Below are 6,220 nucleotides of genomic sequence, written 5' to 3'. Positions count from 1 at the left end.
ACTCGTGCGACATGTAAACAGGCTGATTAATCCTACTTCCGGGACTGTGTTCATTGAAGGTAACGATATTACAATGATGGCCCCTGAAGAGCTTAGAAGGATTCGAGCCGAAAAAATCGGCATGGTCTTTCAGAACATGGCTCTGTTGCCGCACAAAAACGTCAGGGAGAATGTTGCCTTCTCGCTCAAATTAAGGGGAATAGGGCGGGAAAAACGATATAAGGTGGCGGATAACGCGTTGCGTATCGTCAAACTGGCGGAGTGGGGCGAGAGCTATCCGGATGAACTCTCCGGTGGTATGCAGCAGCGGGTGGGGCTGGCAAGGGCCTTGGCCGCTGATCCACATATTCTGCTTATGGACGAACCGTTCAGCGCCCTGGACCCCCTTATTCGCCGGCAGCTGCAGGACCAGTTCCTGGAATTGTCTGCGAAAATGAAAAAGACGACCCTCTTTATTACCCATGATCTGGATGAGGCGATTCGGATCGGGCATCGAATCGCCATCATGAAAGACGGGGTGCTGGTGCAGATAGGTACTCCGGAAGATATAGTCACTCAGCCTGCGGATGACTATGTCGCCGATTTTGTTGCCGGTATCTCCCGCCTCCATCTCGTCTACGCCCATACCGTGATGTGGAGTATCGGTTACTTCAAAAAAAAATACCCGGACGCAAACTTGGAAGGGTGTCCGGTTTCTTCCCCCGACGAAGACCTCGATGCGCTGATTGACCTGATGGTCAGCACCGGCGCCAAAATCATTCAAATTATGGAAGGCGGCAACTGCGTGGGGGTTGTCACCCAGGGGGCGCTGCTCAGGGGAATTCAGGGGAAGGAACTTGATGAGGATTGATCGGCTCAAATCTCGCGGAAGACAGCTTGGGTACGTTCTTTTGTCAGAAATGGTGCGAAAATCATGCCCGCTGATATTCATGCAGAGGGGGTATCGGGAAGCCGTTGCGGAAGAAAAAAAGCTTAGGTGGTTGCACGGGCTATTGTGCTGGAGATCTCCGCAAGAAAGGTTTCATAAAAATACAAACAGAGTTGGGAAAGCAGCACCTGCCCACACAGCGCTGAAATCGAAAAAAATAAGAAAAGAGATCAAAAAAGGAGATGCAATGTTTGCCAATTTTACCCAAATCACTCCTCGCATGCGTGTTTTATCTGACAGCCAGATAAAAGAAATACATCTGGGGGCCTGCGATATTCTAGAAAGAACCGGTTCTCTCATCCACAATGAAGAAGCGAGAAATCTTCTGTATAGTCACGGCGCTGTGGTTGAAAACAACGGTCTGGTCAGAATACCCAGCTACCTGGTCGACCGGGCATTGAATACCGTACCGGAAAGATTTGTGCTCTGTGACCGTGACGGTAACAGAGCCTATCGCATGGAAACGGGAAAGACTCATTTTTCTCCCCTGGTCGATAACATCGACATCATCGATCCCCAGACCCGTCAGCGGCGAAAATTTGTCGCCGCTGATGCCGCCAGAATGGCAAAAATCATGGATTACACCCGGCATATGGATGTTGTCCAGGTTGGCGCTTTCGCGGCCGATCTTCCCCCGGAAATTGTTGACCGGGTGAATATCCGAGAGATGATGCTTCACCAACGCAAGGCGATTTCCTTCAGCCCCAGCGGCCCGGACGCTCTCCTCGATGTCATTGAGATGGCGTCCATCATTGCCGGAGGTCGTGAGCAATTGAAGATGAACCCCTATATGATGAAGCTCGGGGAACCCATTTCTCCGCTTGTTCATGACGATCATGCCATCAAGGAACTGATGATCTGTGCCGAGCATAGAATGCCAATCGTTTATTATCCCATCCCCATGGGAGGGGCGACCGCGCCGGCCACCTCCGCCGGTCTGCTGGCCCAGAGTCATGCGGAATCGCTTGCCGGGCTGGTGATCCATCAACTGACCAATCCCGGAGCGCCGTTCCTCTACGGTGGTGTCGCCACGGTTATGGACATGAAGTCGACCGTCTGTGTTTACGGCGGACCTGAACTGTACCTGCAGTGCGCGGCCCTTTCCGATATCGCCACCTATTTCCATCTACCCTTCTGGGGAACGGCCGGCTGTACCGACACTAAGGCTCTGGATACGCAAGGGGCCGCCGAGATCGGCATGTCCTGTCTGCTGGCGGTGCTGACCGGCGCCAACCTCGTACACGATGTGGCTCTGCTGGATCAGGCAAGTCTGGTCGACCCGACGACGGTGCTCTTCTGTGATGAGGTCATCGATCATGTCAAACATTTCATGCGCGGGATTCAGGTAACCGATGAAACCCTGGCCATCGATGTGATTGATTCGGTCGGCGCCGGTGGCAACTATCTCATTCAGAAGCACACCCTGCAGAATTTCCGCAGCTTCTGGCAGCCGACCTATTTTACCCGCCCGGCGATGGGTGTCAGCGAGGCCCATGATTTGATAAAAGCGCTTAATGAAAAGGTCATCGATATTGAGGAAAATTACGAGGTGCCGCCGCTGGATCCGGATAAGGTAGCCGCTCTGCAGGAATTGGAGAAGAAATGGCTGAAAGGTTGATCAGTGTTTGTGATGAAGGAATTCAAATAAAATCAGAAAACAGGAGATAGTACAATGGCAGATTTGAGCAAGGTAGTAGAGATCCTTCTCGGCGGCGACAAAGACAAGTTGATTGCCGAGGTGCAGGCCAACCTGAACGGCGGTGCGGACGGCAAGGACATCCTGAACGAAGGCCTGATCAAAGGCATGGATATCGTCGGCGAAAAAATGGAAAGCGGGGACATGTTCATCCCCGAGGTGCTGAACTGCGCCATGAACATGAGTGCTGCCGTGGAAATCCTCAAGCCGCATCTGCCGGAAGAGAGCGGCAGCGCCAAGGGGAAAGTGGTGATCGGCACCGTAAAAGGGGACCTGCATGACATCGGCAAGAATCTCGTCGCCATGATGATGGAAAGCGCGGGAATGACGGTCATCAATCTCGGCGTCGATATCGCCCCCGAACAATTTGTGGCGAAAATAAAAGAAAGTGGGGCGCAAATCGTCGCGCTTTCCGCGCTGTTGACAACGACCATGGCGATGATGAAAAAGACGATCGATGCAATCAGTGAAAGCGGCTTGCGTGATCAGGTCAAGATTATGATCGGCGGGGCTCCCGTCAATCAGGATTTTGCCGAGCAGATCGGGGCGGATGGCTATGCCCCCGATGCAGGCTCGGCGGCGAGACTGGCCAAAGAGCTGGTTGCATAACCAGTGATGAAGTTTCTCCCATCCCGATTTATCAAGGGATGACAAACTCGTAAAAACCGTAAAACGGAAATGGCGTCGTAAAAATTCTTCATCTTTTGATTTTTTTCTTAGCCATCACCGTTTTTTGACAGTTTTTTGCGAGGTTGTCATGATTGAACGTGTCTATCTAGGGGCCATCAATCTGTTTCAAAAGAAGCCTAAAGAATAATAGTACAGGAGGTTAGATATGCGTTTCAAGGATAAATCTATCGTAATTACAGGCGGCGCCGGTGGCATGGGTCGCGCGCTAGCCAGAAAATTTGCAAACAACGGCGCTAAGGTAATGATTTCCGACTTGTCTGAACAGGGCTGTCTGGAAATTTGGAACGAATTGTCTAAACTGGGCACAGAGATACAGACTTTTCCTGGAAATCTGGCTGAAAAAGGCTATTGTGAAAATCTGATTGCCCACACAGCTGAAAAATTTGGTGGTGTCGACATACTGATCAATAACGCCGGTATCATTCCCCGGGGACCCATCCTGGACACCACAGACGAGATGTGGCATTCATGCTTCGATGTAAACCTTACAGCTGTTTTCTATCTCTGCCGGGCCGCTATCCCGCATATGCAGAAACAAGGCGGCGGAGCCATCGTCAACACATCGTCCATGTGGGGTCTCTATCCCGGCCCTAACCATATAGCCTATACCACCAGCAAAGGGGCCCTTGCCATATTTACCAAATGCCTGGCTAGAGATTACGCACCGAATCAGATCCGCGTCAATGCGGTATGCCCCCAGGAGGTGAATACACCGATGCTAAGGACCGGATTCAAAATCCGCGGCATAGATCCTGAAACAGGCATAGAAAAACTAAACGCTACGGTTCCATTGGGACGGATTGCAGAACCGGAAGACATTGCCGATGTTATCTTTTTCCTAGCGTCCGACGATGCGCGTTACATTACTGGCGCGTGCGTGGAAGTGTCAGGCGCAAAACCCAACGCTTAAGGAGTTGCATATGGACCAATTAAAGGATCGCGTCGCGCTGGTGACTGGAGGAGGCCGCGGCATCGGACTTGGTATTGTTGAACGCTTTCTTGCAGAAGGTGCCAAAGTTGTTATTGCTCAGAGAAGCGATCTGGACAATGAACTTGCAAAGAACCCAAAAGTCGCGTTCGTACGAACCGATCTCTCCAAGACAGCTTCTCTGACGGATATAATCCCCTTTGCCGTCAGTCAATTCGACAGATTGGATATCATAGTCAATAATGCAGGCATCGATTTTTGCGTCTCCCTTGAAGATATGGAAATAGAAGAATGGGATCGCATGCTAAACGTGAATCTCAAGGCACCGGTACTGCTCTGCAAATATGCATTGCCGGTAATGAAAAAACAGGGTGGCGGCAGCATCATCAACATTGGATCCATCGAAGGCATCGGATCCAATCCACTGCACAGCGCTTATTGTGCCTCGAAAGCGGGTATTCACGGCTTGACTCGGGCCTTGGCGGTTGACCTGGGGAAATACAATATTCGCTGCAACGCTATTGCTCCTGGGTGGATTCGGTCTGATCTGTCAGACGAGTTCATCAGTACCCAAGCCGATCCTGAAAAGGCTATGGATGCGCTTCTGGGCCTGCACCCCGTGGGCAGAATTGGCGTACCCAGGGACATCGGGGACGTTGCCGTGTTTCTGGCAAGCGAAAACTCGGGTTTTGTGACTGGCCAAACCATCGTAGTGGACGGCGGGCGCACAATAAAGCTCCCACTGTATGCCACATAAGTCTTGCAATGAACAAATAGAGAACAGGTCCGTTTTTTAATATCGACCGAAATAAGCTTTTGACAATTCCGTATCATGCTCAAAGGAGGAAACGATGAGCGATACACTTTATGGATATTTGGTAAGCAGTTGAGAGTGTCTCTCAGCACGGGCGAAATAAAGATCGAAAAAATCAATACCAATATTTTACGCAAGTTTATCGGAGGTGTTGGATATGGTGCCCGCCTGCTTTACGATGAACTTAAGGCGGGCATCGATACACTTTCAGCGAAAAACAAGCTTGTTTTCTCCACAAGCCCCTTGACCGCCAATAATGTTCCGGCAGGTGGCAGCATCATGGCCTGTTTCAAGTCCCCTTTGACTCAGGTTTGGGGAAAGTAAAGATCTGGCGGCGACTTCGACCCTGATTTGAGAAGATCCGGGTACGATGCTCTGATAATCGAAGGACGATCATCATAGCCCGTATACCTTTCCATCAACAACGACGATGTCGCCCTGAAGCCTGCTGCAAAACTGAGGGGAAAAACCGCCAATGAAAAAACCGACATGATTCGTGATGAGTTGAATATCCCAAATGTTCGGTGATGTGCATTGGCCCCGCCGCCGAGAACCTGGTGAAGTTTGCCACCTTGATGGTCGAGCAGCGTGCTGCCGGTAGATGTGGCGGAGGTGCCGTCATGGGGTAAAAAAAACCTGCTGGGTATTGCCGTCAAAGGTTCGTGCAAGCCTGCATTTGCAGACCCAGACAGAATCAAAGTGGCCATTAAAACAGCCATGAAAACAATTCGAAGCAGCGAGACTGCTGACGGTTTCCGGGAGCATGGAACCGGAACCGCCGGCGATATGGGTCTCAACGATGTCGCCAGTGACTGGCCAACCAAATATTGGCAGGCCAGCTCATAGGGCAAGGCTGAACAACTCTACACCACATTTTTCAATATACACCTGGTCAGGAACAGTGGGTATTATGCAAGCAATGCCCCATTGCTTGCGGTCGTATCGCCGAAGTGAAAACCGGTGAGTTCAAAACATCTGCCCATGACCTGCGCCTTCTGGGGATGCTTGGTGTGGTACAGCTGGCTTTGCCTTCTGATGGTACGATTGGCCAGGGAGCTTCCTGCTCCGAAAATTTCCCTGTTGTCACTGCTTGAAGTGATTTTCGGTGTGACATGGGCCTGGCTGTGGACTAATGAGCCTCTTTCGGTCCACACCTTGCAAGGT

General features: G+C 51.1%; 9 protein-coding genes. 7 read left to right on the top strand and 2 right to left on the bottom strand.

The genetic code is table 11. The annotated features are described in order from the left end of the window. From BLQ17_RS21455 to BLQ17_RS21430, 6 genes are all read left to right on the top strand, one after another. Nucleotides 1–850 (top strand): ATP-binding cassette domain-containing protein (locus tag BLQ17_RS21455; RefSeq protein ID WP_092226257.1); only part of this gene is annotated, 850 nt, incomplete at its 5' end. Next, entirely contained in the window at nucleotides 840–2,546 is a 1,707-nt protein-coding gene (locus BLQ17_RS21450; RefSeq protein WP_092226271.1) for a trimethylamine methyltransferase family protein, read from the top strand. The genes BLQ17_RS21455 and BLQ17_RS21450, both read left to right, overlap by 11 nt. 54 nt (nucleotides 2,547–2,600) lie before the next feature. Continuing rightward, nucleotides 2,601–3,233: a corrinoid protein gene (locus BLQ17_RS21445; RefSeq protein WP_092226269.1), complete on the top strand. Its 633-nt coding sequence runs from the start codon at nucleotides 2,601–2,603 to the stop codon at nucleotides 3,231–3,233. A 226-nt stretch (nucleotides 3,234–3,459) separates the two neighbouring features. Continuing rightward, nucleotides 3,460–4,224, top strand: a complete 765-nt coding sequence (locus BLQ17_RS21440) for an SDR family NAD(P)-dependent oxidoreductase (RefSeq protein WP_092226267.1) — start codon at nucleotides 3,460–3,462, stop codon at nucleotides 4,222–4,224. A gap of 10 nt (nucleotides 4,225–4,234) precedes the next feature. After that, nucleotides 4,235–4,999, top strand: coding sequence for an SDR family NAD(P)-dependent oxidoreductase (locus BLQ17_RS21435; protein WP_092226265.1), 765 nt, complete (start codon nucleotides 4,235–4,237; stop codon nucleotides 4,997–4,999). Nucleotides 5,000–5,074: 75 nt separating this feature from the next. Continuing rightward, a complete protein-coding gene (locus tag BLQ17_RS21430) occupies nucleotides 5,075–5,380 on the top strand; it encodes an aldehyde ferredoxin oxidoreductase N-terminal domain-containing protein (protein WP_092226263.1) in 306 nt (101 codons plus the stop codon). On the opposite strand, the gene BLQ17_RS23865 is transcribed toward BLQ17_RS21430, so the two are convergent. Further along, complete coding sequence (locus BLQ17_RS23865) at nucleotides 5,362–5,724, bottom strand: hypothetical protein (protein WP_245695274.1); 363 nt, start codon at nucleotides 5,722–5,724, stop codon at nucleotides 5,362–5,364. The genes BLQ17_RS21430 and BLQ17_RS23865 overlap by 19 nt on opposite strands. Nucleotides 5,725–5,773: 49 nt before the next feature. On the opposite strand from BLQ17_RS23865, the gene BLQ17_RS23470 reads away from it, so the two are divergent. Continuing rightward, complete coding sequence (locus BLQ17_RS23470) at nucleotides 5,774–5,902, top strand: hypothetical protein (protein WP_281180571.1); 129 nt, start codon at nucleotides 5,774–5,776, stop codon at nucleotides 5,900–5,902. Nucleotides 5,903–5,964: 62 nt separating this feature from the next. Here BLQ17_RS23470 and BLQ17_RS22810 read toward each other — a convergent pair. Beyond that, the coding region (locus BLQ17_RS22810) for a hypothetical protein (RefSeq protein ID WP_176761389.1) at nucleotides 5,965–6,220 on the bottom strand (256 nt) is incomplete at its 5' end.

It is taken from the genome of Desulforhopalus singaporensis, from assembly GCF_900104445.1.
Lineage (GTDB): Bacteria > Desulfobacterota > Desulfobulbia > Desulfobulbales > Desulfocapsaceae > Desulforhopalus_A > Desulforhopalus_A singaporensis.
This window is presented reverse-complemented; position numbering and strand designations above follow the sequence as displayed.

What these genes read in the sequence shown, in the direction of transcription:
- BLQ17_RS21430 (WP_092226263.1), top strand. Translation starts at nt 5,075, where the DNA reads ATGCTCAAAGGAGGAAACGATGAGCGATACACTTTATGGATATTTGGT.
- BLQ17_RS21435 (WP_092226265.1), top strand. Translation starts at nt 4,235, where the DNA reads ATGGACCAATTAAAGGATCGCGTCGCGCTGGTGACTGGAGGAGGCCGC.
- BLQ17_RS23470 (WP_281180571.1), top strand. Translation starts at nt 5,774, where the DNA reads ATGAAAACAATTCGAAGCAGCGAGACTGCTGACGGTTTCCGGGAGCAT.
- BLQ17_RS21450 (WP_092226271.1), top strand. Translation starts at nt 840, where the DNA reads ATGAGGATTGATCGGCTCAAATCTCGCGGAAGACAGCTTGGGTACGTT.
- BLQ17_RS21440 (WP_092226267.1), top strand. Translation starts at nt 3,460, where the DNA reads ATGCGTTTCAAGGATAAATCTATCGTAATTACAGGCGGCGCCGGTGGC.
- BLQ17_RS21445 (WP_092226269.1), top strand. Translation starts at nt 2,601, where the DNA reads ATGGCAGATTTGAGCAAGGTAGTAGAGATCCTTCTCGGCGGCGACAAA.